The sequence below is a fragment of the Cognaticolwellia mytili genome (genome assembly GCF_002104475.1).
GTDB lineage: Bacteria > Pseudomonadota > Gammaproteobacteria > Enterobacterales > Alteromonadaceae > Cognaticolwellia > Cognaticolwellia mytili.
The window spans coordinates 798,207-823,966 of sequence record NZ_NBOF01000002.1 but is presented as its reverse complement, the minus strand read 5'-3'; the positions used below and the strand labels follow the sequence as shown (position 1 = coordinate 823,966).

Below are 25,760 nucleotides of genomic sequence, written 5' to 3'. Positions count from 1 at the left end.
TGTATTCCTATTTTCTATGCGTTAATCTAAAATGAATTTTTAGTTATTTTTGTTATTTTACCGCAATAAAACATCTTGGCTAGTATCGTTTTATTTCAATAGTAGAGAGTTACACGACGGTCACCTTTATACCACCATACCAATTTGAAATATGGGTAAATACATAGCAATAATTAAGCCGCCAATAACAACACCAAGTACAGCCATAATCATAGGCTCGAGTAATGTGGTTAAGTTATCAACGGCATTGTCGACGTCTTGTTCGTAAACAGTGGCGACTTTTGCAAGCATATCATCAACAGCACCTGATTCTTCACCTATAGCAACCATTTGGATCACCATATCCGGAAAAATTGCACAGTTTCGCATGGCTAAATTCATCTGCATGCCTGAGGTTACTTCTGCTTTAATATCGAATATTGCTTCGCGAAATACGGCATTACCTGATGCACCTGCAGCTGAAGCTAGTGCATCAGGTAGTGGTACACCAGCAGCAAAGGTTGTTGATAAGGTTCTAGCATATCGTGCTACAGCAGCCTTTTTTAGTATGTCACCAATGATAGGGATCTTTAGTATTTTTTTATCGACATTATCACGAAAGTGTTGATTTTTTAAATGCGCTTTTCGAAATAAGTAACTTGCAAGAAATATCATCGCTAAACCAAAACTCCAATAGACTTGCATGAATTCAGAAATAGCAATGACCAATTTAGTAAAAGCGGGCAGTTCTGCACCAAAGCTGGCAAATATGTCTTGAAACACTGGTACAACGAATATTAACAGTATTGCGGTGACAATTAGGGCAATAAGGAGTACCGAAATAGGATAAGTCATAGCTTTCTTTATTTTAGCCTTTAATGCTTCAGCTTTTTCTTTGTAGGTTGCGATACGATCATAAATAATTTCTAAGGCGCCAGATTGCTCACCTGAGTGTACTAAATCACAATATAAGTTATCAAAGTATATCGGGTGTGCGCGTAAGCAATCAGAAAGTGGCATACCTGATTGTAATTTATTGCCAATAGAAACTAGCAATTCTTGCATATTGGTATTGTTGTGGCCGGACGCAATCATTTCAATGGTTTGCACTAAAGGTACGCCGGCACTTAACATAGTGGCAATTTGACGGGTAATAATAGCAATATCAGCAGGGGTAACTTCCTTATCTCCGCCCACGCCAAATAGAGGCTTTGCTTTTTTGCTGACTTTTCCTGGCGTAATACCTTGCTTGCGTAATTGCGTCTTCAATTCAATCATATTGTTCGCATTTAGCTCGCCATTAACCTTTTTACCTTTTCGATTTAAGCCTTGCCATTTATAGATACTGAGTGCCTTAATTTCGCTGTTTTTTCCTTTGCTTTTAGATATCACAGCCATTCGCTTAACCTCAATTGTTTATTATCGAATTTTATCGTTAATAAAGAGCCGCTATTTGATATTATTAGTTTATATTTGTACTTTATTTTTCGCTTAGTAATGGTGCTTTAAATATTTGGCTGAGCTTTTTTAATGAAGTTATTGGCTACTTGTTACGCGGTTAACTTCCTTTAAGCATGTGATACCTAAAGCAGCCTTCTCTAACCCTGATTGACGCAAGTTATTATAGCCTTCGCGTTGGCATTGTGCGGCAATATCTAAAGAGTTAGCACCAGTCATAATTAAGTTCGCAGTAGTTTCACTAATTTTTATTACTTCATATATACCAATACGACCTTTATAGCCACCAGTGCATAAATGACAACCAACGGGCTTATATAAGGATATATTGTCGAGTTGTTCAGGCAAAAAACCTTGTTGTAATAGTTCATTTTTTGGTATCTGTTCTTTAGTTTTACATTGAATACACAGCCGTCGTGCCAGTCGTTGAGCGATAATAATGCTGATAGAGCTTGCGACATTGTATGATGGTACGCCCATGTTGAGTAAGCGAGTTAGTGTCTCAGCAGCTGAATTTGTATGTAATGTTGATAGTACAAGATGGCCGGTTTGAGCGGCCTTAATTGCTATTTCAGCGGTTTCTAAATCACGAATTTCACCGACCATAACAATATCTGGGTCTTGTCGTAAAAATGATCGTAATGCAGCTGGAAAGGTGAGCCCTGCTCTGGTGTTAATTTGTACTTGGTTAATACCTTCAAGATTAATTTCAACAGGATCTTCGGCGGTTGAGATATTACGTGCGTCTGTATTCAAAATATTTAATCCTGTATACAGTGATACCGTTTTACCTGAACCTGTAGGGCCTGTGACCAAAATCATACCCTGGGGCTGTGCCAATGCTTGCATGTATGTGTTTTTTTGTTCAGGAGCATAACCTAACGTGTCTATACCTAACATGGCACTTGATGAGTCAAGAATACGCATTACGACTTTTTCACCCCACATCGTGGGTAAAGTACTAACACGAAAATCAAATGATTTTTTCTGAGATAAAGCTAATTTTATTCGACCATCTTGTGGTACTCGTCGCTCAGCAATGTCTAGCTTTGACATTACTTTTAAGCGAGCAGCAATTCTTGAAGAGAGTGAGACGGGTGGCTTAGCGACTTCGCTTAAAATACCGTCAATACGAAAGCGAATACGATATGACTTTTCATAAGGTTCAAAATGTAAATCCGATGCGCCTTTACGAATGGCATCTAAGAGTATTTTATTGATATAGACGACAATCGGGGCATCTTCTCGATCGCCATAGTTGATGCTCTCTTCTTGTGGTTCTTTTTGTATATCTATATTGGCTAATTCTTCCTCGTCAATATTAGAGATGCCGAGAACATCACTATCTTCTTCTAGCACTTTATCAATACAGGTAGCTAAAGATAATTCATTGGCAAGGATTAACTCGGTAGAAAAGCCAGTGTTAAATTGAATTTCTTCAAGAGCATCTAAATTAGTTGGGTCTGACATGGCAACAAATAGCACTTTACCACGTAAAAATAACGGTAAGGCATTATGTTTGCGCATGAGCTTTTCATTATGTACACCGTCGGGTATGGTGGCGGTATCAAAATTGGCTAAGTCTATGAGTGGATAACCAAAGCTACGAGATAGAATCGTTGCTATGCGCTCTGGATCTATTTCGTTATCTTCAACAAGATATTGGATAAAAGTTTTTTTTTGTCGAATAAAATTAGCACCGATTTTTTCGACCAGTTCAGCTGAAACTAAATTGTGTTTTGATAGGGCAGACAAAACACTCGATTGTTGATGAAGTCCTTTCATATTCTAAATAAAACTCATAAATTACCTACGGTTAAAGATTAAGGCCATAGCAGATCTAAAAGTATGAATTTACAAGCAATAAGAAGCCTCATTAAGGGATTCTTATTGCTTTCACGTTTAGCAAACGTTAGCGTCAATGCAAGTACTGGTGGTTGTGTGAACGAATGATCCAGTAACACTTGGTGTCCATATTGTCGTGTAAGCGCCTGCTGCAGTAGTTCCAGTACCGGTTATAACACCAGTCGTTGTCGCAATAGCTACTGAGGCTACATTATCTGTAGCCGCTGGTTGAGATATACCTATTTCAGTATATGTATCACATGATGCTAATACACCTTCAAGGTTAAGGCATACGGCCATTGCTGTCTTTACCGCAGCAACAGAAACATTTACATCAGAGTATCGAGCTTTTTGTGTATATTGCTGATATTGAGGTAAAGCCACTGCTGCTAAGATTCCAATAATCGCGACGACAATCATCAATTCAATGAGTGTAAAGCCTTGATATTTCTTTATCGTATTTAAGTTTTGTAATGTCTTGTTCATCATCAGTCATTCCATGCGTTATTACGGGGGGCTCAATTTATACTGGTTCAGAATTCATGAAATGTACAATTATTAAGCAACCTTATTTACTTAATCATAAGAAACGGAAAGCGTAATTACCTGATGTTATATTGTAATCAACAGCTTACTTATAGTGGGGCATTATACCGAGATTCACGAGGGTATAGTCACTGTTTCAACTTTAAACTACTAAGGCCTAAAAATAGCGAATCGAAGAAGAGTAGTGTGGCATTATAGCTGTTTATTCGAGTTTGGTTTTAATAGCTAAATAGGTTTTTATTTATTCAATTTTTATAGAGCTACAGGCGAGGGGGTTAAAGAAAGCTATGAATACTTGGGGAGTGGAATAGGAGCAGCGATATCAAAACTTGTAATGGCTCAGGTGTTAAAAATATTACAAAGGCTAGAACCTGCATCTATAACTGTCCCATTTGAAGATGCAATTTTAGAGTTAAGCTAGGACATCAGATCAAGATGCGGCATGTAGATAATAGATAATCTCGATAGTTGCCCCTGCTTTATTCTAATATCCCACATCCATGCGAAAGCCTTGTCAAATACCGCAACGCAAAACTGATTTTCTAGCTTAGCCCTAAAGGCAAGTCGATAAAAGGTCATCTCCAGTGTTATTGATTTCGACAATACAACTGCAAGGATGTAGGAGATAGGGCCATGCAGGAGGCCAGAACCGAGAATAAAGCTCCTCTTCAATCAAGGCCTTGGTTCTAACCCTTTTTTCGACTTGCTGAAACCGGCGGCTTCAAGTGGAACGACTCTATAATCAAGTAGTTAGGGTATAGGTTTAATGACGTAGTTAGACAAAGCGCATAGACAAATCAATGGCGTTCACATGTTTAGTTAATGCGCCAACAGAGATAAAATCAACACCTGATTTTGCATAATCTCTCAACGTTTCTAGTGTCATATTACCGGAAACTTCCAACTTAGTTTTACCGTTGGATATTTCAGCGGTTAGTTTTACAGCTTGCTCTATCATTTCAGTAGTAAAGTTGTCTAACATAATAATATCGCTACCAGCATTTAATGCTTGGGATAGCTCTTCGATATTCTCGACTTCAACTTCTACAGTTTTATCACTATGGTTAATACGTGCAGTACTGATGGCCTTTTCAATACCGCCACAAGCAGCAATATGATTTTCTTTAATTAAAAAGGCGTCAAATAAGCCAATTCTGTGATTAACGCCACCACCACAAGTCACTGCGTATTTTTGCGCGCTACGTAAGCCTGGAAGGGTTTTTCTGGTATCAAGTAGCTTAGTTTTCGTACCTTCAAGGTGCTTAACATAAGTACTAGTTACGGTTGCAGTACCAGAAAGGCTTTGTAAGAAATTTAATGCAGTACGTTCGCCTGTTAATAAAATTCTAGCATTGCCAGATAATTCAAATAACGTAGTATTAGCTTTCACACTTTGACCGTCGTTAACAAACCAAGTGATAGCGGTTTTAGTATTGTAAATTGTATCTAGCTGCTTAAAAACTTCATTTACCCAAGCGATACCACAAATTACACATTCATCACGGCTAATAATATTAGCAACGGCGATATTCTCTACAGGTATTAATTCTGCGGTAATATCGCTACTACTAGCAAGTTCATCATAGGTATTGACACCTAAGTCTTCGCATAATGCCCATGTCACGGTTTTGGTAATGTCGTTTATTAATGATACTGGTAACATCTAAAGTTGCTCTCGTAAAATAAGTTGTTTGCCTGTTTGGCGAAATTCTACTCTTTTTAAGGCGCTCATGCCCAATAGAATTTCATTTGCGTTCATACTCGGATTGATATGTGCCGCGACATTATACAGGTAGATATTGCCAATGCGTAATTCATTTATTTGTGTTTGATAAACTGCGATGCTGCCGTTTGCTGTTTGTACACGGCTTTTGCCGCCAGCTTGCAGTGATAATTTTTCTGCAATATGCGCAGGAATGGACACTTGTGTTGCGCCTGTATCCAGTAAAAACGTCACCTTTTCACCATTAATTGCGCCATTGGTTAAATAATGCCCTTGGCGATTTTGTTGCAAAGTAACTTGTGCTTGACCATTGCTTTGCAATGAAAGTTTCGGGTCTTGATTTGGGTTGTATTGATCGTCTAATAAATCTTGAAAAACAAAAACTAACAATGCCAGACCGATAACCCAAGCTATCCATACAAAGCCTTTGCCAAAACTTGTTGTAACATCATTCTCACTCATAGGACTCCAGATCTTAGGTTACTCTCTTGTTCTGTTGATAACTTTACTATGTAATAGTGCAAGGATAAACAAAGTATGAATTATTGTATGTCAATTACGCCAAGCGAACTAAAAAACAAGCCAAAATCTGCCATAATTAATGGCTGGTTAAACAATGCTGAAATTAAAAAGTCTAGCCACTTTGAGCCTCGAGATGAAAATGAAGCGGTTAGCTTGTTGGTTGTGCATAATATTTCGTTACCGCCAGGGAAATTTGGTGGTGGCTATATTACTGATTTTTTTCTTGGTAATTTAGACCCGACAGTCGACCCCTATTTTGAAAGTATATATGAGGTAAGAGTTTCTGCTCATTGCCTTATTCAGCGTAATGGCAATATTGTGCAATATGTGTCTTTTAATGACAAAGCTTGGCATGCCGGAGTATCAAATTATCAAGGACGAGAAAAATGTAATGATTTCTCTATCGGTATAGAACTGGAAGGAACCGATGATATTCCATATACTATAGAACAATATCAGCAGCTTAGTCGCTTGAGCCATACCTTAATTGGCGTTTACCCCGAATTAGAAGATAACATTGTCGGGCACTGTGATATTGCACCTGTGCGTAAAACGGATCCAGGTGCTGCATTTGATTGGGATTTTTATCGCGAACTTCTTGCTGAATAGCCTAGCAACAAGGTTTTATTTTATTAAAGTGGATAATTAAATATGAGCTTAATTAGTTTATTGATTGCATTAATTGCAGAACGTTACTTGTCGTCAAGTACTTGGCAGTTCAATACCTTTCATCGACGTTACATTTCTGCGATTAAGCAAACTAAATTTTTAGCTAATTTTCGTCAATCTGCTGCGCTAAGCTATGCGGTTATTTTTATGCCAGTGTTTGGCTGTTATTTTTTATTGTCTCAAGTAGATAACGCTTTATTGCACCTAATAGCATCGACCTTGATTTTAATAGTTTGTTTCGGCTGTATGAAAACGCGAGATGCGTATAAAAATTATTTAGTTTCTGCGTTTAAAGGTGAATTGACTAGCTGTGAATTACACCATATGCAACTTCAGCAAGATAAAAATATTGCTGATATGGGGTTTGGTCAAACTTTAGTGTGGTTAAACTACCGATATTTTATTGCGGTTATGCTGTTTTTTGTGCTATTTGGTGCAGCAGGAGCCTTGTTTTACCGTTTACTTACCACTGTAAATGAGTGCGCTAATAGTAAAGATACTAATACCATTGATGAAGAAGCTGATAATGGTGAAGAACATATTAAAGCCACCAGTGATGGCCGCGAGGCGACACAGCAACTATTGTTTTGGGTTGACTGGTTACCGGTCAGGTTTGTTGCGTTTGGTTATATGTTTGTTGGACACTTCTCTAAAGCTATGCCCGTTTGGCTAGAAAACTTGTTTGAGTTTGAAAAGGCTCCTAGCAAGGTTCTAATATCTGTCGCAGAAAAGTCGGAGGATTTGATGGTAGATACCGATGATTGTACTTTAGAGCCGTGTTTACTGGTTAAGCTTGCTAAGCGCACCTTACTGCTATTTTTAGCTGTTATATCAGTATTAATTCTAACGGGCATTATCACCTAGTAAAATTTTGGAAGAGCAAGAGAGTGCTGATATTCTTTTGCTTTACTTACTAAGTAAATCTACTTGTTGCCTTTTATTCTATACATCAGAACAAAAAGGCTGCGAGTTCATATTGAAATACCATTGGCACATCTGTAACTATTGCACATTTAAAATCTAGGGCTCAAGTTTATATCACTTAGGCTTACCCTTAGTTATCTCCATTCAATTCACCTTACTTTTTGTTTAATACACTATATTCATTCAGTAAAACTTAAGCCAGATTAATGGATTTACCCTCCATATTTTTGCTCATAAATTAAGCTGTAGTTTACAACTGCCGTGCTATTTGGTACATTATGACTCGAAAATTCAATTGGTCTTACCAATTTACCAGTTTTATGTTCGGTAAAGTTTTCTGAATTTAGATACAAAATATTTGAATATTAAAGGGTTTTAAATGTCGATTCCGAGTATTAAAAAACCGGTGAAGCAAGCAAAGTTGTCTGATGTTATTCAGTCGCAGCTTGAGACAATGATCCTAGAAGGTAGTTTAAAGCCGGGACAAAAATTGCCAGCTGAACGCGAATTAGCTAAACAATTCGATGTTTCTCGCCCGTCTTTGCGTGAAGCTATTCAAAAGTTGGAAGCAAAGAATTTAGTCACCCGACGTCAAGGTGGTGGCACTTACGTCAATGAAAATATTTTAGGAGGCTTGTCAGATCCATTGTTTGCCTTAATGGCAAGTAGCAGCGAGTCACAATTTGATTTATTGGAATTTCGCCACGGTATAGAAGGCATGTCTGCATATTATGCTGCGATGCGCGGCACACAAGCCGACTTTGATGAAATTCAACGCAAACACGACAATATTGGTAGTGCTCAACTTGAAGAAAACTACCGAATTGAAGCAGAAGCAGTTTTTGGCTTTTATCTAGCCATTTGCGCTGCTAGTCATAATGGTGTCATTCTGCAATTAGCGAATAGTATGGCGCCACTATTAATTGACAATATTGAACAGAATTTAACAATATTAGCGAAACGTCCTGATGTGTTTAGCCAAATATCCGATTATCGTACTCGGTTAATGAGTGCGATTATTAGTGGTAAACCTCAAATAGCTTGGGGAGCCAGTCATCGACACTTAGCCTTTATTGAAGAGGTGTTATTAAAGATGACACAAGAAAATAGTCGTATGGAACGCTCGATGCGACGAATGAAACAAGCAAAATTTTAGATTATTTTTAACATTTTAAACGAGTTAAGGATATCTGCAAAAAAGCGGCTATCTTTAAACACATAAATTTAACTTTATACTACTAATTATTGGAGACTATGTAATTATGTCTGAGCTCCCAAAGATTGATTTGGATTCATTGGAAACCCAAGAGTGGTTAGAATCAATGGATTCTATTCTGGAAAACGAAGGTCCAGATCGCGCACATTTTATTTTAGAAAAATTGATTGATCGCGCTCGTCGTAGCGGCACCCATTTACCGTTCGATGCAAAAACGGCTTATGTAAATACTATTCCTCCAGGGCAAGAGCCTCATATGCCTGCTGACCAAACTATTGAAGCACGTATTCGTGCGGCAATTCGTTGGAATGCCCTTGTTTTAGTGCTTCGCGCGTCGAAAAAAGATTTAGAATTAGGTGGCCATATTGGTAGTTTTGCATCATCTGCGATGCTATATGATGTGGGTTTTAACCATTTCTTTAAAGCGGCATCTGAAAAAGATGGCGGCGACTTTATTTTCTCACAAGGTCATATTGCACCGGGTATTTATGCACGTGCGTTTATGGAAGGCCGTTTAACTGAATCACAAATGGATAATTTCCGTCAAGAGTGTGATGGTGAAGGTTTATCGTCTTATCCACATCCACATTTGATGAAAGATTTTTGGCAGTTCCCAACGGTTTCTATGGGTCTAGGTCCATTACAGGCTATCTATACTGCACGTTTCCTTAAGTATTTAACTGACCGCGGTATTAAAGATTGTTCAGGTCAACGTGTTTACTGTTACTTAGGTGACGGTGAAACAGATGAGCCAGAATCATTAGGTGCAATTGGTCTAGCGTCTCGCGAAGGTTTAGATAACTTAACATTCGTGATCAACTGTAACTTGCAACGTTTAGACGGCCCTGTTCGTGGTAATGGTAAAATCATTCAAGAACTTGAAGGCACATTCCGTGGCGCTGGCTGGGAAGTTGTTAAAGTCATTTGGGGTTCATACTGGGATGCACTTATCGCCCGCGACACTTCAGGTAAGCTTTTACAATTGATGGAAGAAACGGTTGATGGTGAATACCAGAACTGTAAAGCGAAAGGTGGTAAGTATACCCGCGAAAACTTCTTCAACAAGTATCCTGAAACTGCAGCACTTGTGGCGAATATGTCAGACGAAGACATTTACCGCTTAAACCGTGGTGGTCATGATCCTGTTAAAGTTTATGCAGCATATAAAAAAGCGCAAGAAACTAAAGGTCGCCCAACGGTTATTTTAGCTAAAACGGTGAAAGGTTTCGGTTTAGGTGCCTCAGGTGAAGCACTTAACATTGCACACAATGTTAAGAAAATGGATGTTGAATCGATTAAGCATTACCGTGATCGTTTTAACATGCCAATTAGCGATGATGAAATTGCTGATTTGCCATTCTACAAATTCCCTGAAGACAGTGAAGAGTTTAAATACTTAAAAGCCCGTCGTGAAGCATTAGGTGGTTCATTACCTGCACGTCGTGAACAAGCAGAAGAAAGTTTAGAAATTCCACCATTAAAAGCTTTTGATGCTATTTTGAAAGGCTCTGGCGAGCGTGAAGTATCAAGCACCATGACGTTTGTTCGTGTATTAAATGCCTTATTAAAAGATAAGAAAATTGGTAAACGTATTGTGCCAATTATTCCTGATGAAGCACGTACGTTTGGTATGGAAGGTTTATTCCGTCAAGTGGGCATTTACGCTAACGAAGGACAAAAATACGTTCCTCAAGATGCTGACCAAGTGGCTTACTACCGTGAAGACAAAAAAGGTCAAGTGCTACAAGAAGGTATTAACGAATTAGGTGCTATGGCGTCTTGGGTTGCTTCGGGTACTTCTTACTCGACCTGTAACGCAACGACTATCCCATTCTACATTTACTACTCAATGTTTGGTTTCCAACGTGTTGGTGACTTAGCATGGGCGGCGGGTGACAGCCAAGCACGTGGCTTCTTATTAGGTGCTACGGCAGGTCGTACAACGCTAAATGGTGAAGGTTTACAACATCAAGATGGTCATTCACATGTGCAAGCAGGCTTAATTCCTAATTGTGTTACTTATGATCCAACTTACGGTTATGAAGTTGCTGTTATCGTGCGTGATGGTTTACGTCGCATGTATGAAAATAATGAAAATATTTTCTACTACTTAACACTAATGAACGAAAGCTACCAGCACCCTGCAATACCTGATAATAAAGACGTTGCTGATGAAATCATTAAAGGTATTTACAAGCTTGAAACAGTTGCGGCTAAAAAAGCGAAAGCTAATGTGCAATTGATGGGCTCAGGTACTATTTTAGAAAAAGTACGTGAAGCAGCACAAATTCTAAGCGCTGATTATGGTATTTCAAGTGACGTTTATTCCGTCACTTCATTTAATGAATTAGCACGCGACGGACAAGATGTAACGCGTTGGAATATGCTTCACCCTGAAAGTAAGCAAAAACAAGCTTATATTTCTACGGTAATTACCAAAGAAAATGGTCCTGCGATTGCGGCAACTGATTACATTAAAAACTATTCAGACCAAGTTCGTGCCTACATTGACACAGAATATCGTTGTTTAGGTACTGATGGTTTTGGTCGTAGTGATAGCCGCGCTAATTTACGCACTCATTTTGAAGTGAATGCTGCTTATGTTGTGGTAGCGGCGCTATTTGAATTAGCAAACCGTGGTGACGTTGAACGTTCAGTGGTTACTGAAGCCATTAAACGCTTCAATATTGACACTGAAAAACTTAACCCACTTTACGCATAATCCATTAGTATTAGAAAGAGATAGGATAATTAATATGTCTACTAGTCAAAAAATTCTAGTCCCTGATGTTGGTGGCGAAGAAGTTGAAATTATTGAAATTTGTTTTGCAGTGGGTGACTCACTTGAAGCAGATGAAGGTATATTAACGGTTGAAACTGATAAAGCATCAATGGATATTCCAGCACCTTTTGCTGGTACGTTGAGTGCTTTATTAGTTAACGTTGGTGACAAAATTAAAGAAGGTGACGTCATTGCTGAAATGAGCGCCGAAGTGACGCCAGCTGGTGAAGCAGCAAGTGCAGAAACCGCACCAGTAGAAGTTGCTGTTGAAGCTCCTGCACCAGTGGTTGATGAAGAACCAGTAGCTGCTGAACCAGCATCAGTTGCTGCAGTAGCAACTGCAATTATTGACGTTGCGGTTCCAGATATTGGTGAAGATGGAGAAGTTGATGTTATCGACGTGCTTATTGCCGTTGGTGATGTTATTGAAGCAGAAGATGGCTTAATCACCTTAGAAACTGATAAAGCAACCATGGATGTACCTTCTTCACATGCAGGTACGGTTAAAGAAGTGCTTATCAAGGTTGGTGACAAAGTTAAACAAGGCTCATTGGTGATCAAGCTTGAAACTTCAAGTGGCGCACCGGTTGAAGCTGCAGCGCCAGTAGCTGAAAAAATTGTCGAAGCACCAAAAGCTGCGCCAGCGCCTGCTGCTAAAAAAGCTGCTCCAGTACCACATCACCCACAAGCGGGTACTGTGAAGTCATCAGGTAGTATTTATACTTCACCGTCAATTCGTCGCTTAGCACGTGAATTTGGTGTTGATTTAACGTTAGTGAAAGGTACTGGCAATAAAGCTCGTATTTTAAAAGAAGATGTACAATCATACGTGAAGTATGAGCTTTCTCGTCCGAAAGCGAATGCAGGCAGTTCAGTTGCTGCTGGTGAAGGTGGTTTACAAGTTGTTAGCGCTAAAGCTATTGATTTCTCTAAGTTCGGTGAAGTTGAAACCAAAGCACTGACCCGTATTCAGAAAATTTCTGGGCCATTCTTGCATCGCAACTGGGTAACGATTCCACATGTTACTCAATTTGACGAAGCTGACATCACCAATGTTGAAGCTTTCCGTAAAGAGCAGAACGTTGTTTGTGAGAAGAAAAAGCTAGGCTTTAAAATTACACCGCTAGTGTTTATATTAAAAGCCGCTGCTGATGCTTTACGTGAATTCCCAACCTTTAACTCAAGTTTGAGTGAAGATGGTGAAAGCCTAATTTTGAAAAAATACATCCACATTGGTGTTGCTGTTGATACGCCAAACGGTTTGGTTGTACCGGTAGTACGTGATGTTGATAAAAAGGGTATACATCAATTATCTCGCGAGCTTTTAGAAATTAGCATAAAAGCACGTGATGGCAAACTAAAAGCGGCTGATATGCAAGGTGGTTGTTTTACTATTTCAAGTTTAGGTGGCATTGGCGGCACGGCATTTACGCCGATTGTGAATGCACCTGAAGTGGCTATTTTAGGTGTTTCAAAATCCGAAATGAAGCCTAAGTGGAATGGTAAAGATTTTGAGCCTAAGCTTATGTTGCCATTATCAATGTCGTATGACCATCGTGTAATTGATGGTGCGTTGGCAGCACGTTTTACTGTGCATCTATCAAATGTGATGAGTGATATTAGAACACTAATATTATAGTTACTAACATTTGATATCTATCAGCGTTTTGCTGGAATAAGTTGGTAAAATGAAAGTTGCTTGGTTAATTTTCATTTATACCAACTTTTCGCCAGCAATTGCAGATTAAAAGATAGCGATTCTTGTGCGGTTTAAGTAAAATTGCCGGCAAGAAATATACAAAAAAGTGTTGGAAATGCTAGCGGCTAACACCGCGAATCATCATTCAGCAAATATAGGCTGGCATAACCAGCAATAAATACATCAATTTTGAGGTTAGCATGAGTAACGATATTAAAACTCAAGTAGTAGTTTTAGGTGCGGGTCCTGGTGGCTATTCAGCAGCATTTCGCGCAGCAGATTTAGGTTTAGACGTAGTATTAGTTGAAAGTCGTGAAACGCTTGGTGGCGTTTGTTTGAATGTTGGTTGTATCCCTTCAAAAGCACTTTTACACGTGGCTAAGGTTATTGATGATGCAGCTGCAATGGCATCTCACGGTGTTACATTTGGCGCACCTCAAATTGATTTAGATAAAATTCGTGACTGGAAAGGAAGCGTTGTAGGTCAATTAACTGGCGGCTTAGGCGGAATGGCGAAAGCACGTAAAGTTAAAACAGTGTTTGGTTACGGCAAATTCACCTCTGATAAAACGATCGAAGTAGAAGGTGCAGACGGCAAGACAACCATTACTTTTGATAATGCGATTATTGCTGCGGGTTCTTCTGTTGTTGATTTGCCTTTTATTCCAACTGAAGATCCTCGTGTTATTGATTCAACAGGTGCTTTAGAGCTTAAAGATGTACCTGAAGAGATGTTAGTACTTGGTGGTGGCATTATCGGTTTAGAAATGGGTACTGTTTACTCAGCATTAGGTTCAAATGTTTCAGTTGTTGAATTTGCTGATCAACTTGTTCCTGCGGCAGATAAAGATATTGTTAGAGTTTATACAGCTTATAACAAGAAGAAATTCAATATTATGCTGTCAACAAAAGTTGTTGCTGTTGAAGCTAAAGATGATGGTTTATACGTTACTTTTGAAGGTAAAAAAGCACCTGCAGAGGCCGTACGTTACGATAAAATTTTAGTTGCTGTTGGCCGTAAGCCAAATGGCCATTTAGTTGCTGCTGATAAAGCAGGCGTAAATGTTGATGAGCGTGGCTTTATTAACGTTTCGAAAGAAATGCGTACTAACGTACCTCACATCTTCGCTATTGGTGATGTTGTTGGCCAGCCTATGCTTGCGCATAAAGCGGTTCATGAAGCACATTGCGCTGCTGAAGTTATCTCTGGTAAGAAGCATGAGTTTGACCCGCGCTGTATTCCTTCAATTGCTTATACTGATCCAGAAATGGCATGGGTTGGTGTTACTGAGCGTGAAGCAAAAGAGCAAGGCTTAAATATTGAAGTTGCTAACTTCCCTTGGGCCGCTTCTGGCCGTGCAATTGCTTCTGCACGTACTGAAGGTAAAACTAAGATGATCTTTGAAAAAGAAACAGGTCGCGTACTTGGTGGTGCTATAGTTGGTATCAATGCTGGTGAAATGCTTGGTGAAGTTTGTTTAGCTGTTGAAATGGGCGCTGATGCTGAAGACTTAGCATTAACAATCCATGCTCATCCAACATTGAATGAATCAATTGGCTTAGCTGCTGAAGTATTTGAAGGCTCAATTACTGATTTACCAAATGCTAAAGCAGTTAAAAAGAAAAAGTAGTTATAAATTCATCTAACTGTTTTTAAAAGCCAGCTAATTAGCTGGCTTTTTTGTACGTCAATTGTCGAAATATTTTTCAAAAGGCTATACTAGATTGTATTCGATAATATTTTATTATTTTGTTTCACAAGGAAATTTAGATGGTAAGAGCATCAAGTGTGCTTGTATTAGCACTGATATTAACGGCTTGTGCGAGTAATGTTAAAACCCCAAGTGGCGCATCACAATGGGATTTTGATCATCAAGTGCAGTTTAAGCAAACAGATATTGAGCTTGGAAAATACCACCTACAAGTTATTGCTAAGCAGGATACTGAGTTTAGTAAATTAGCCACTTTTTTAATGCGTAAGTCTTTACGTATCTGTAAAAGCTATGGGTTCAAAATTGAAGTGTTAAAAGGTGTTGAGGGCTTTGATGATAAGTTGTCATTCCCAAATATGATCATGCCATCATTGTCTGCCAATATTGAATGTCCAGATCCTTAGTGTATTCTTCTATCAGCTAGAGCTCGGATAAATCGTTGCAAAGCTGAAATAAAAAGGGCTACTTATTTTAAATAAGTAGCCCTTTTCTTATCTGACGTTAACTCACAAAGTAGATGTTTTCCTACTTCATAAAATGGTTACTATACCACTTTAACTGGTACTGCTTGAGCTGAGTACTTAGTTGTCATTTCTTCTGTAGGAGGAGTGAACTTAGTTAAGTCGATACCTTCTACTGCGCTTTTGTACTCTGCCATTGTAGGGAAGCGACCCAACACTGTTGAAAGTACTACTAAAGCTGATGAACCAAGTAAAGACTCACCTTTTTTCTCTGCAGTATCAGCCACAACACGACCTTGGAATAAACGTGTTGAAGTTGCAATTACTGTATCGCCAGGTTCAGCTTTTTCTTGGTTACCCATACATAAGTTACAGCCTGGGCGTTCTAGGTATAAGATGTTTTCATATTTAGTACGAGCAGCATTTTTAGGAACCGCATCATCAAATTCGAAGCCAGCGTACTTTTGAAGAATTTCCCAGTCACCTTCAGCTTTAAGCTCATCAACAATGTTGTAAGTTGGTGCTGCAACAACTAGTGGTGCTTTAAACTCTACAGTACCTTGTTGTTTTTCAAGGTTACGTAACATTTGCGCAACGATTTGCATATCGCCTTTGTGAACCATACAAGAACCAACAAAGCCTAAGTCTACTGACTTATCAGCGTAGTATGATACTGGACGAATAACATCATGCGTGTAACGCTTAGAAACGTCGTCGTTGTTTACATCAGGATCAGCAATCATTGGCTCTTCGATTGTGTCAAGGTCAACAACAACTTCTGCGTAATACTTAGCTGCATCATCTGGTGCTAATGCTGGTTGAGTGCCTGACTTAACTTCTTCAATACGTTTGTCAGCTAAGGCAATTAAACCTGCTAATGTACCTGCTTCGTTTTCCATGCCCTTGTTGATCATAATTTGGATACGGCTCTTAGCAAGCTCAATAGATTTAACTAATGTTTCATCGTTTGAAATACAGATTGAAGCTTTTGCTTTCATTTCTGCAGACCAATCAGTGAAAGTAAACGCTTGGTCAGCCATTAATGTACCGATATGTACTTCGATAATGCGACCTTGGAAAACGTTCTCGCCGCCAAATTGCTTAAGCATTTGCGCTTGTGTTGAATGCACAACATCACGGAAATCCATATGGTCTTTCATGTTACCTTTAAAGGTAACCTTAACAGATTCAGGAATTGGCATTGCAGACTCACCTGTTGCAAGTGCGATAGCAACTGTGCCTGAATCGGCGCCGAAAGCTACGCCTTTAGACATACGAGTATGTGAATCACCACCAATAATGATAGCGCGATCGTCAATAGTGATGTCATTCAATACTTTATGAATAACATCAGTCATTGAGTGGTAAACACCTTTTGGATCACGTGCTGTGATTAATCCAAACTTGTTCATAAATGCCATTAATTTAGGAATATTTGCTTGCGCTTTGCTATCCCAGACTGATGCTGTGTGGCAACCTGATTGGTATGCGCCATCAACAATTGGAGAAATAGTAGAAGCAGCCATCGCTTCTAATTCCTGACATGTCATAGGGCCAGTTGTATCTTGTGACCCAACAATATTTACTTTAACACGAACGTTTGAGCCGGCATGTAGAGGTGAGTCAGAAACAACGCCAACCGCGTTACGGTTAAATATTTTTTCTACAGCCGTTAAACCTTGACCTTCATGTGAAATTTCTTTTGAAGCGGCATATACGCTTGCAGGTTTAACACCTAAAGCTTCTGCTGCAAATGTTTGTAGTTTCTTACCGAAAGTAACAGCGTAAGAGCCACCTGCTTTCATAAACTCAACTTTTTGCGGCGTAAATGCTGAAGATATGTCTGCTAGTTCTTTATCGCCATTGAATAACTTCTTCGCTTTAGTATCGATAGTTAATACCGTACCTGTAGTAACTGAGTAGGCTTCTTCTAAAACAGCATCGCCATTACCGTCAACAACTGCATTGCCACTAGCATCTACTTTCTTAACCCAGTTTTTAAGATCAAGACCAATACCGCCAGTCACATCAACGGTAGTCAAGAAAATAGGGGCGATACCATTAGTGCCAGCAACAATCGGAGCGATGTTGATGAAAGGTACATAAGGGCTTGCTTGCTTTCCTGTTAACAATGCAACGTTGTTAACACCAGACATACGAGATGAACCAACACCCATAGTGCCTTTTTCAGCAATTAACATCACTTTTGCATCAGGATGTTTAATTTGTAATGCTTTTATTTCTGCTTGAGCTTCAGGTGTGCTCATGCAGTGGCCATGTAATTCACGGTCTGCACGAGAGTGAGCTTGATGACCTGGAGACAATAAATCAGTAGAAATATCACCTTCACCAGCAACATAAGTAACGATTTCAATTTTTGCATCTACTTCAGGAAGTTTTGTGAAAAACTCAGCTTGTGCATAACTTTCAAGAATATCTTTAGCAACGGCACTACCTGCTTTAAAGGCTGTTTCAAGACGAGCAGTATCAGCGTCGTACAAGAATACTTGTGTTTTTAATACGTCTGAAGCTTGGCCAGCTAACGCAGCATCATCACCTAGAGCAAGATCAAGTAATACTTCAATTGAAGGACCACCCTTCATGTGAGAGAGTAGTTCAAAAGCAAACTCAACTGTGATTTCAGCAACAGTTGCTTCGCCAAGGATGATTTGTTTTAAAAATGCAGCTTTTACGCCTGCAGCACTTGTTGTACCCGGAAGTGTGTTGTAGATGAAGAAATTTAATGAATCAGCGCGATATTCATTTGATTGATCTTTAACTTGCTCAATGATTTCAGCTAATAACTCAGCACTATCAATTGGCTTAGGCGCTAAACCTAGGTCATTTTTACGACTTTCAATTTCTGCGATATATTCTAAATACAGACTCATTTGATACACTCTCTATCTATATAATGCTAATAATATGCTCATTAGCTGGGACAAATTTTGCGCCTATTTTACCTGATTTTTTAGCTACTATGAATCATTTCATCAAATAAACACTATTCACCACGGATATACCCAATAGTTATTTCAGTTATGTGATTTATGTTACAAGTTTACTAAGTATACCCAATAACAATAATTGGTTGTAAACATAGACAATTAGTTAAAAGAACAACTGATTTTAAGCTATTTAGTTCGCTATTTACTCTTATCAATTAGTCGTATGCTCAATGGAGTTCATAAATATACGCTATTGATTTATTACAAATATAAATAGTGTTTATATCGGCAATAAACTTGATGACTATCGCCAATTTGTAAATAAGTTCATTATTCGAATATTTGTTTAGTGGGATTTTTAATACTCAGAACGAACAGCATGCCATGCTGGCGTTGATGTAAAAGAGTGATTATGTACTGGTTACTTGCCTAGTTTTGTTTTTACTTTTTTCATGTGTTCTCGAAAGCTTTTATCAAATTTTGTTTCCCCACAGCTAAATTTCTGGATTGAAGAGCCTTCGTTAAGCCCGTAAACGCTCATATCTTGTTTGATCTCACAACTGCCATTTTCACCTTTTGTAATTGCTATGCCTCCACCCATATTTTTAGTGCTTTTTTCACGTTCTTTTTCTTCATCTTTTAAAGGCACAGAATGTGGTACTGCTTTCGGGTTGCTATTAAATACCGATGGTGATTTGTAGCGTTGATACGGGTTATCTGTCGGTGTTCTAGCGCTTTGGTTAAGCTTGCTGCGCAATCTTTGTAGTTGTGTAAAGCTGTCTAATTTCTTTCGTGGCGACTGAGGTGGCTGTTGAGGTTGTGGTGTAGATTGCTCAACTGGAGCTGGCAGTAAACTAGGCTCTAGTTTCTTACTTAAGCTATTTTCATTTTTTAGTGTTGGCGCAGGCTTTGCGATTACATTTACGCTTTTTATTTCTTTCGGCAATTTATCTTTCGGGACTTCCTGATTTTTCTGTTCTGATTCCTTTGGTTTTACGTCATCTTTAATTGGCTGCTCTTCTGATATTTTTTCAATAGGCTTTTCGACTTTAGGTGTACGATATAAAAAACTTTTAATCGCTACTTTTTTTTTATCTTCTTTAAACTTTGGCTTGGTAGTTGATTGAGTTAAAATGATCACAAAAAGTATTAATAAATGTATTAATAGGGAAAAAGTTAATGCTGTGTAAGGTTTATTTCGCACAAATACTATAATAACAAGTTATTTACATATCACTGATAGACGCTATATGTCTCAGAAAGTTCAACGCTAGCTAAAGTGAGTTTCGTGTTTTTCGAATTATCTTTTTTATTTCCCCATTGTGCTGCAAAGCTTCTAATGCTTCAGAAAATTCTCCGAGCTCATTAGAAAATATAGATTTTTTTGCAATAGCAATATAGGAACCAACACTTTTATTATAAGAAAATTCAGCCACTTTTATCCCTTTAAAATTGAAACTTTCATCAATTAAAGGAGCGATGGATTCTTCTCGTTCTAAAAAAGTATCAATGCGTCCTTTTAAGAGCATATCAATTAATTGCTTATGATTTGTTAGGGGGATTTTATTAATTTCTGTATCGTGGTCAAATCTATCAAAATATGAAGCGCCTCTAAGCACGCCAATTCTTAATGGTTTTAGGTCATCATAGGTTGTTAAAGGCTCAGCGTGTCCAGCTCGAATATAAAATCGTAATGGCTGTTTTTGAATTTTTATCGGTGATGCAAGGTAGTCAAGAAACTGCTCGCGAATTACTGTTTTTCTAACAGCGATTATCATGTCAGCTCTACCGTTTTGCATGAGAGAGAAACAACGTGCAGCGGGACAGTAAGTAAACCGTACTTTTTTATTCATTATGTTGGCTAGGGCATAGGCAATGTCAATATTCTCGCCAACAAATTCACCGTTAATAATATCTGAAAATGGAGGCTCAATATACGTTGCGACAATAATCTCTGTTACTGGTTTTGCCGAGACATTAAAAGAAGAGAAAAGTAAGGCAAGTAAAAGGCTAATACCCAAACACACCGTTTGAAATAGTTGCTTAAATAAGCACAATTCTTTCTGTGCATAGTTATTGTGTTTATTTTTAATATCTGTTGCCTTGTATTATTAACCTTCCGGAAACATTTAATTTAAATGGAATAGTATTTAGATGTTAAAAGCTATGGTTTTGCTACAATTAGCTAACTGTATCCATTATATAAATGTCTCTTATTAATATAGTAGATTTTCATTAGGTAGGGGGTTCCTATCATCATTTTTTTAGCATGAGGTATTTATGGAATATCAATTTATCGATGATCCTATCACGGGCACTGCAATAGCCAAGTTTTCTCTCGATCATGAAGTTATTGGGCCTTGGTTAGAGGTAGAGGTAGGTACAGATTCAGCTAAATTGACTCAGTTACTCGCCGCGATGACAGCAATAGAAGAAGATAAACAATCTGAAATTACTATAACGGGCAGCGAGTACACAGTGAGCTTTAGCCGAGGTGATGTTACCGTACAAACGAATGCCAGCATGGATGGTATAGAAATTTTACCTGATTCGTTAATTGAAGAAAATATTGATTTTGACCAGCAAGACTGTTCTTCATGTGGCAGCGAAGATTTTCGTGAATTGCTACTCTCTTGGGCAAAATTCGTTCAAAAGCATCAATCTTTAGCGTAGGTAATACTTGGTTAATAGTTGTCGCTAAGTTACTATATTTATTAAATTTTGGTGTGAAGCCAAATTAATAATATCATTTCTATTTATAGAGAAAATATCATGAGTACCCTTGCTGAGAATAATAACAAAAAACCTAGACGTATGATCCAGTTACGTTATGTATTAACACCTATCGCTATTATATTGCTCGCTATTATCGGTTTAATTGTTGTGGCTGCATTGGCGCCTAAACCAGCAAAGAAACCATCCATTATTAAAGCGCCGTTAGTAGAAGTGCAAAGTATAGAAAGGCAAGATATACGCTTTGCTATTTCTAGCCAAGGTAGTGTTGTTCCGCGTACACAAACTAATTTAGTTTCCGAGGTTTCTGGGCAAATTACTTCGGTAAATGACAAGTTTAATGTCGGTGGTTTTTTCAAAAAGGGTGAGGTTTTACTCACCATTGACGATATCAGCTATCGAGTAGGTTTATTGCAAGCACAATCAAGGCTTGATGCCGCTAACGCCATTTTAGTTGAAGAGCAGGCGCGTAAAGAGCAAGCTGAAGATGAATGGTTATTAACAGGCAAAGCATTGTCAGCAGCGCCAGTGTTAGCACTTCGCTTGCCGCAGTTACAAAAAGCGAAAGCTGACGTAAAAGCGGCAGAGGCTGATGTAACTGATGCGGAAGTTAAATTGACTCGTACTCAAATTAAAGCGCCGTATGACGCTATGCTTAAAGATAAGCAAGTAGAAATTGGTCAATATGTATCGACTGGCTCTACGCTAGCTATGATTTTTGCTGTTGATTATGCAGAAGTGAGATTACCAATCAAACAGCGTGATGTGGAATTTCTAAATTTACCAAAAATTAATCAGCAAGATAGTAAAGTATCGCAAGTTGATATTTTTTATCAATTGATGGGGACGCAACATACTTGGGTGTCAAATCTAACCCGTTATGAAGGTGAAGTAGATAGCCGTAGTCGAGTACATTACGTGGTTGCACAAGTTAATGACCCTTACAGTGTTTTATCAACGAGTGAACACCAAGAATTACGTATTGGTACTTTTGTTAATGCCAGTATTGCCGGCAAAACGATTGCAGATATTGTTGCTATTCCTCGCGACGCATTACATGGCGCGAATAAGCTTTATTTAGTTGATGATAAGAATAAACTTCATATCCAAGAAATCAATGTACTGCGTAATGATGCTGACTATGTTTATAGTCATGATGTTTTTGCCGAAAATCATCGATTAATCACCACACAAATGGAAACGCCTGTTGAAGGTATGACTTTACGCATTGTTGGTGAACCTGCTGTAGTAGAAAAAGAAACAGCTCCAGAAACTGCGAGTCAAACTGAGTCAACTGAGACACAGGGTGATGACTAATGCAGGAATATAACGCTAAAGAAAAAGACGAAAAACTGACCGGCATAATTGCCTGGTTTACCCATAACAGTGTTGCCGCCAATTTATTGATGGTGTTTATTCTTGTTGCAGGCTATTTCTCATATCAGGGCATTAATAAAAAAATGTTCCCTGAATTTAATACCAATAGTATTCAAGTAATGGTGCCACATTTAGGTGCTGCACCAGAAGAAGTTGAGCAGTCAGTTATTCTGAAAGTGGAAGAGTCGCTAGAAGATATTGAAGGCATTAAGCGTATAACAGCAACAGCACGTGAAGGCTTAGGTGTTGTTACCATTGAGCTACAGTCAGGCTACTCAATGTCTGAAAAGCTTGATGAAGTGCAAATGCAAGTTGATGCTATAACCACTTTCCCTGCACAAACCGAAAAACCGATCATTAGTAAACAAGAATTTAAAGGTCAGGTCATGTGGCTTTCGGTTAGCGGCCCTATGGATAGACGTGCAAGACAAGTTATGGCGCAAGATATTCGTGATGAAATCATGTCATTATCGAGTGTTAATAGCGCTGAAATTGTTGGTAGTCGTGATTATGAAATTAGTATCGAGGTATCCGAAGAGAAACTACAACAATTCCAATTAACCTTTGATGAAATCACTCAAGCGGTGAGAAGTTCATCAGTAGATTTACCCGGTGGTACTATAAAAACTCGTGGTGGCGATATTTTACTTCGTGCTGAAGGGCAGGCCTATACAGGTCAAGAATATGGTGATTTAGTTTTAAGAACAGATAGTGATGGTACGCGATTACTATTGGCTGATGTGGCTAATATTAAAGATGGTTTTGTTGAGCAAGACGATTTTGCTACTTTTGATAATGAAAACACCTCAAGTATTATGGTGCAGTCAACTGGCGATCAAAATGATTTGGAAATAGCTGCGGAAGTTAGAAGCTACGTTGATGAAAAAAATCATCAATTACCAGAAGGTGCAAAGTTAACTGTATGGGGTGACAGCTCATATTACCTTTCTGAGCGCCTTGATATGATGATTAACAACATGTTAATGGGGGCATTTTTAGTCTTTATCGTGTTGGCACTTTTCTTAAGAATTAAAATTGCCTTTTGGGTAATGTTAGGTATTCCTATCAGCTTTTTTGGTGCGCTATTAATGATGCCATTACTGGGTGATTGGTCAGTATCTATTAATATGTTGAGCCTTTTTGCTTTTATTATGGTACTAGGTATTGTTGTTGATGACGCCATTGTCATCGGTGAAAGTGCTTACGCTGAAATAGAGCGATATGGCCACTCTCGCGATAACATTATTCGCGGCACAATGCGTGTTGCTATGCCGGCAACTTTTGGTGTACTGACGACCATAGCGGCATTTACACCGTTATTATTTATTGATGCTAGCTTTGCAGCTTTTTTCCGTTCTATTTCGATTGTAGTGAGCTTTTGTTTAGTCTTTTCATTGATAGAATCTAAATGGATTTTACCAGCGCATTTAGCACATATGAAATATGTGCCGTTGACACAAGACAATGCAAACTTTTTAGAGCGCTTTCAAATGCGTTTCAAAGAGAAGTTAGATAATTTTATTCATAACACTTACAAACCCTATTTAGAAAAAGCGTTAATCGCTCGCTACAATACCATGGCAGTATTTGTGGCTGTTTTAATTTTGTCGATTGGTTTAATTGTTGGCTCGTTTGTTAAATTGGAAGTTTTTCCTAATATCCCGAGTGATTTTATTCAAGGTAATGTCACTATGGTAGATGGCTCTGCTGCACATCAACGAAATAAAGCTATAGATCGAATTAAGCAAGCCATTGTTACTGTTTCAGAAGAGAACAAGTTTAATGGTGTAAGTTTTGTTGAACATGAAATGATTTTTACCAATGGTAACACTAGCGCAAGTATTCTTTTAGAGTTGGTAAAACCTGATCAACGTGAACTTAATGCCTATGAAATTGAAAAGCTGTGGCGTGATGAAATTGGTGAAATTCCAGGTACTAAAGAGCTACGATTTTTTGCCGGTACAAATGCTGGTGGTGGTGCTGCAATTGAGTTCCAATTAACTGGTCAAAACGATGTTGAATTAGAGGCGGCCGCAGAAGCTATTCAAGCGCAACTTAATAGTTATGACGGCGTTTATGATGTACGCCATTCTTTTAGTCGTGGCAGTCAGGAAATTAAGTTAAGTATTAAACCCGAAGCAGAAGTGTTAGGACTTAATTTGTCTAGTTTGGCAAAGCAAGTTCGACAAGGTTTTTATGGTGATGAAGCGCAACGTATTCAACGTGGTCGTGATGAGCTTAAAGTGATGGTGCGCTATCCTGAATCAAGCCGCTTGTCAGTGTCTGATTTAGAAGATATGTGGATCAGAACACCAAGTGGTGAACAAGTTCCATTTTACCAAGTGGCTAATATTGAAATTGGCCAAGGCTTTTCGTCTATTACTCGTATTAACCAAAAACGCTCAATTACTATTTCAGCTGATATTGATAGTGAAAAGGTAGAGTCTCGTAAAGTGGTAACGGAAATGAACGATACCCATTTGCCAGAAATACTAGCCGATTACCCAAGCGTGCAATATGGGGTGGAAGGAGCAAGTAAAGACCAAGCAGATTTCCTCTCTCAACTTGGCTTCGCAGCAATGGGAGCATTGTTCCTAATTTACGGTTTAATTGCTATCCCAACTAAATCTTATAGTCAGCCATTGGTGATTATGTCAGTTATTCCATTTGGCATTATTGGCGCTATTGTTGGTCATTGGTTGTTAGGCCGAACCATTAACATGATGTCGATGTTTGGCTTTATTGCCCTAACCGGTGTGGTGGTTAATGACAGCTTGATCATGGTGGACTTTATTAACAAAGCTAAAGGCTCTGGTATGCGAATGATGGATATTGTTAGTCAAGCAGGTACACAACGTTTTAGAGCAATTTTGCTAACCTCTTTAACCACCTTTTTTGGTATTTTTCCATTGTATTTTGAACAAAGCTTACAAGCCCAGTTTATTATTCCAATGGCTATTTCACTTGGCTTTGGTATCGTATTTGCTACTGTTATTACGTTATTTTTGATACCTGCGTTATATTTAATCAAAGAAGATATTGCCAACTTATTTAAGCGCCGTCAGTCTTTGAATGAGGATATCAGCCACTCCTGACAGTTTTATATATCATTAGTCGCCAATGCTTAACCTTTCAAATCGTATGTTTATAAAAGACATACGGTTTT

The 25,760-nt window shown here is 38.5% G+C and carries 18 protein-coding genes; 10 read left to right on the top strand and 8 right to left on the bottom strand.

What is annotated here, in order from left to right; all coding sequences use genetic code 11:
• Positions 1–126: 126 nt before the first annotated feature.
• From B7C41_RS08455 to B7C41_RS08430, 5 genes are all read right to left on the bottom strand, one after another.
• A complete protein-coding gene (locus B7C41_RS08455) occupies positions 127–1,377 on the bottom strand; it encodes a type II secretion system F family protein (protein WP_085298349.1) in 1,251 nt (416 codons plus the stop codon).
• A gap of 138 nt (positions 1,378–1,515) precedes the next feature.
• On the bottom strand, positions 1,516–3,222 hold the full coding sequence (gene pilB, locus B7C41_RS08450; protein ID WP_085298348.1) for a type IV-A pilus assembly ATPase PilB: 1,707 nt from the start codon (positions 3,220–3,222) through the stop codon (positions 1,516–1,518).
• Positions 3,223–3,339: 117 nt separating this feature from the next.
• A complete protein-coding gene (locus B7C41_RS20590) occupies positions 3,340–3,771 on the bottom strand; it encodes a pilin (RefSeq protein WP_328590776.1) in 432 nt (143 codons plus the stop codon).
• Between the two features lie 832 nt (positions 3,772–4,603).
• The gene (gene nadC / locus B7C41_RS08435; protein WP_085298346.1) at positions 4,604–5,491 is read right to left on the bottom strand and encodes a carboxylating nicotinate-nucleotide diphosphorylase; all 888 of its coding nucleotides are present in this window, start codon (positions 5,489–5,491) and stop codon (positions 4,604–4,606) included.
• Positions 5,492–6,013: a retropepsin-like aspartic protease family protein gene (locus B7C41_RS08430; RefSeq protein WP_085298345.1), complete on the bottom strand. Its 522-nt coding sequence runs from the start codon at positions 6,011–6,013 to the stop codon at positions 5,492–5,494.
• Between the two features lie 75 nt (positions 6,014–6,088).
• On the opposite strand from B7C41_RS08430, the gene ampD reads away from it, so the two are divergent.
• From ampD to B7C41_RS08395, 7 genes are all read left to right on the top strand, one after another.
• On the top strand, positions 6,089–6,682 hold the full coding sequence (gene ampD, locus B7C41_RS08425; protein ID WP_085298344.1) for a 1,6-anhydro-N-acetylmuramyl-L-alanine amidase AmpD: 594 nt from the start codon (positions 6,089–6,091) through the stop codon (positions 6,680–6,682).
• Between the two features lie 42 nt (positions 6,683–6,724).
• The gene (ampE, locus tag B7C41_RS08420) at positions 6,725–7,606 is read left to right on the top strand and encodes a beta-lactamase regulator AmpE (protein ID WP_085298343.1); all 882 of its coding nucleotides are present in this window, start codon (positions 6,725–6,727) and stop codon (positions 7,604–7,606) included.
• A 439-nt stretch (positions 7,607–8,045) separates the two neighbouring features.
• Positions 8,046–8,822, top strand: coding sequence for a pyruvate dehydrogenase complex transcriptional repressor PdhR (gene pdhR / locus B7C41_RS08415; protein WP_085298342.1), 777 nt, complete (start codon positions 8,046–8,048; stop codon positions 8,820–8,822).
• Positions 8,823–8,928: 106 nt separating this feature from the next.
• Complete coding sequence (gene aceE / locus B7C41_RS08410) at positions 8,929–11,604, top strand: pyruvate dehydrogenase (acetyl-transferring), homodimeric type (protein ID WP_085298341.1); 2,676 nt, start codon at positions 8,929–8,931, stop codon at positions 11,602–11,604.
• A gap of 34 nt (positions 11,605–11,638) precedes the next feature.
• Positions 11,639–13,303, top strand: coding sequence for a dihydrolipoyllysine-residue acetyltransferase (gene aceF / locus B7C41_RS08405; RefSeq protein ID WP_085298340.1), 1,665 nt, complete (start codon positions 11,639–11,641; stop codon positions 13,301–13,303).
• 260 nt (positions 13,304–13,563) lie between these two features.
• Complete coding sequence (lpdA, locus tag B7C41_RS08400; protein ID WP_085298339.1) at positions 13,564–14,994, top strand: dihydrolipoyl dehydrogenase; 1,431 nt, start codon at positions 13,564–13,566, stop codon at positions 14,992–14,994.
• Between the two features lie 140 nt (positions 14,995–15,134).
• Positions 15,135–15,479, top strand: a complete 345-nt coding sequence (locus B7C41_RS08395) for a hypothetical protein (protein ID WP_085298338.1) — start codon at positions 15,135–15,137, stop codon at positions 15,477–15,479.
• Between the two features lie 140 nt (positions 15,480–15,619).
• On the opposite strand, the gene B7C41_RS08390 is transcribed toward B7C41_RS08395, so the two are convergent.
• The 3 genes from B7C41_RS08390 to B7C41_RS08380 form a co-directional block, all read right to left on the bottom strand.
• Complete coding sequence (locus B7C41_RS08390) at positions 15,620–18,427, bottom strand: bifunctional aconitate hydratase 2/2-methylisocitrate dehydratase (RefSeq protein WP_085298337.1); 2,808 nt, start codon at positions 18,425–18,427, stop codon at positions 15,620–15,622.
• Between the two features lie 478 nt (positions 18,428–18,905).
• The gene (locus tag B7C41_RS08385; protein ID WP_143764333.1) at positions 18,906–19,625 is read right to left on the bottom strand and encodes a hypothetical protein; all 720 of its coding nucleotides are present in this window, start codon (positions 19,623–19,625) and stop codon (positions 18,906–18,908) included.
• Positions 19,626–19,758: 133 nt separating this feature from the next.
• The gene (locus B7C41_RS08380; protein ID WP_158089100.1) at positions 19,759–20,505 is read right to left on the bottom strand and encodes a substrate-binding periplasmic protein; all 747 of its coding nucleotides are present in this window, start codon (positions 20,503–20,505) and stop codon (positions 19,759–19,761) included.
• A gap of 259 nt (positions 20,506–20,764) precedes the next feature.
• On the opposite strand from B7C41_RS08380, the gene B7C41_RS08375 reads away from it, so the two are divergent.
• The 3 genes from B7C41_RS08375 (at position 20,765) to B7C41_RS08365 (ending at position 25,689) form a co-directional block, all read left to right on the top strand.
• Positions 20,765–21,157: a YacL family protein gene (locus tag B7C41_RS08375; protein ID WP_085298334.1), complete on the top strand. Its 393-nt coding sequence runs from the start codon at positions 20,765–20,767 to the stop codon at positions 21,155–21,157.
• Between the two features lie 99 nt (positions 21,158–21,256).
• The gene (locus tag B7C41_RS08370) at positions 21,257–22,534 is read left to right on the top strand and encodes an efflux RND transporter periplasmic adaptor subunit (RefSeq protein WP_085298333.1); all 1,278 of its coding nucleotides are present in this window, start codon (positions 21,257–21,259) and stop codon (positions 22,532–22,534) included.
• Positions 22,534–25,689: an efflux RND transporter permease subunit gene (locus tag B7C41_RS08365; protein ID WP_085298332.1), complete on the top strand. Its 3,156-nt coding sequence runs from the start codon at positions 22,534–22,536 to the stop codon at positions 25,687–25,689. Before B7C41_RS08370 ends, B7C41_RS08365 begins: the two co-directional genes overlap by 1 nt.
• Positions 25,690–25,760 lie beyond the last annotated feature (71 nt).

Excerpts from the sequence above, each read along its gene's own strand:
- B7C41_RS08455 (WP_085298349.1), bottom strand. The coding sequence starts at position 1,377 with ATGGCTGTGATATCTAAAAGCAAAGGAAAAAACAGCGAAATTAAGGCA.
- pilB (WP_085298348.1), bottom strand. The coding sequence starts at position 3,222 with ATGAAAGGACTTCATCAACAATCGAGTGTTTTGTCTGCCCTATCAAAA.
- B7C41_RS20590 (WP_328590776.1), bottom strand. The coding sequence starts at position 3,771 with ATGATGAACAAGACATTACAAAACTTAAATACGATAAAGAAATATCAA.
- nadC (WP_085298346.1), bottom strand. The coding sequence starts at position 5,491 with ATGTTACCAGTATCATTAATAAACGACATTACCAAAACCGTGACATGG.
- B7C41_RS08430 (WP_085298345.1), bottom strand. The coding sequence starts at position 6,013 with ATGAGTGAGAATGATGTTACAACAAGTTTTGGCAAAGGCTTTGTATGG.
- ampD (WP_085298344.1), top strand. The coding sequence starts at position 6,089 with ATGAATTATTGTATGTCAATTACGCCAAGCGAACTAAAAAACAAGCCA.
- ampE (WP_085298343.1), top strand. The coding sequence starts at position 6,725 with ATGAGCTTAATTAGTTTATTGATTGCATTAATTGCAGAACGTTACTTG.
- pdhR (WP_085298342.1), top strand. The coding sequence starts at position 8,046 with ATGTCGATTCCGAGTATTAAAAAACCGGTGAAGCAAGCAAAGTTGTCT.
- aceE (WP_085298341.1), top strand. The coding sequence starts at position 8,929 with ATGTCTGAGCTCCCAAAGATTGATTTGGATTCATTGGAAACCCAAGAG.
- aceF (WP_085298340.1), top strand. The coding sequence starts at position 11,639 with ATGTCTACTAGTCAAAAAATTCTAGTCCCTGATGTTGGTGGCGAAGAA.
- lpdA (WP_085298339.1), top strand. The coding sequence starts at position 13,564 with ATGAGTAACGATATTAAAACTCAAGTAGTAGTTTTAGGTGCGGGTCCT.
- B7C41_RS08395 (WP_085298338.1), top strand. The coding sequence starts at position 15,135 with ATGGTAAGAGCATCAAGTGTGCTTGTATTAGCACTGATATTAACGGCT.
- B7C41_RS08390 (WP_085298337.1), bottom strand. The coding sequence starts at position 18,427 with ATGAGTCTGTATTTAGAATATATCGCAGAAATTGAAAGTCGTAAAAAT.
- B7C41_RS08375 (WP_085298334.1), top strand. The coding sequence starts at position 20,765 with ATGGAATATCAATTTATCGATGATCCTATCACGGGCACTGCAATAGCC.
- B7C41_RS08370 (WP_085298333.1), top strand. The coding sequence starts at position 21,257 with ATGAGTACCCTTGCTGAGAATAATAACAAAAAACCTAGACGTATGATC.
- B7C41_RS08365 (WP_085298332.1), top strand. The coding sequence starts at position 22,534 with ATGCAGGAATATAACGCTAAAGAAAAAGACGAAAAACTGACCGGCATA.